The organism is Stenotrophomonas sp. LST15-1-1.1, from assembly GCF_040815575.1.
GTDB lineage: Bacteria > Pseudomonadota > Gammaproteobacteria > Xanthomonadales > Xanthomonadaceae > Stenotrophomonas > Stenotrophomonas lactitubi_B.
On the sequence record NZ_JBFPNJ010000019.1, the window covers coordinates 1 to 288 of the forward strand.

General features: G+C 61.8%; 1 protein-coding gene. It reads right to left on the reverse strand.

Features of this window, described 5'->3' with window-relative positions; all coding sequences use genetic code 11:
• A partial coding sequence (locus tag MRBLST15_RS10270) for a GTP-binding protein (RefSeq protein WP_367785850.1) occupies nucleotides 1-288 on the reverse strand: 288 nt, incomplete at both ends.

The window sequence follows — 288 nt, forward strand, 5'->3', positions numbered from 1 at the left end:
CTTCCATTTCGACCAGTTCCAGCAGCTCGGCATCGTCAACCATGTCGGCCTTGTTCAGGAACACGACGATGTACGGCACGCCGACCTGACGCGACAGCAGGATGTGCTCGCGGGTCTGCGGCATCGGGCCGTCAGCGGCCGAGCACACCAGGATCGCGCCGTCCATCTGGGCAGCACCGGTGATCATGTTCTTGACGTAGTCAGCATGGCCCGGGCAATCGACGTGGGCGTAGTGACGAACGGTGGATTCGTATTCGACGTGTGCGGTCGAGATCGTGATGCCACGTG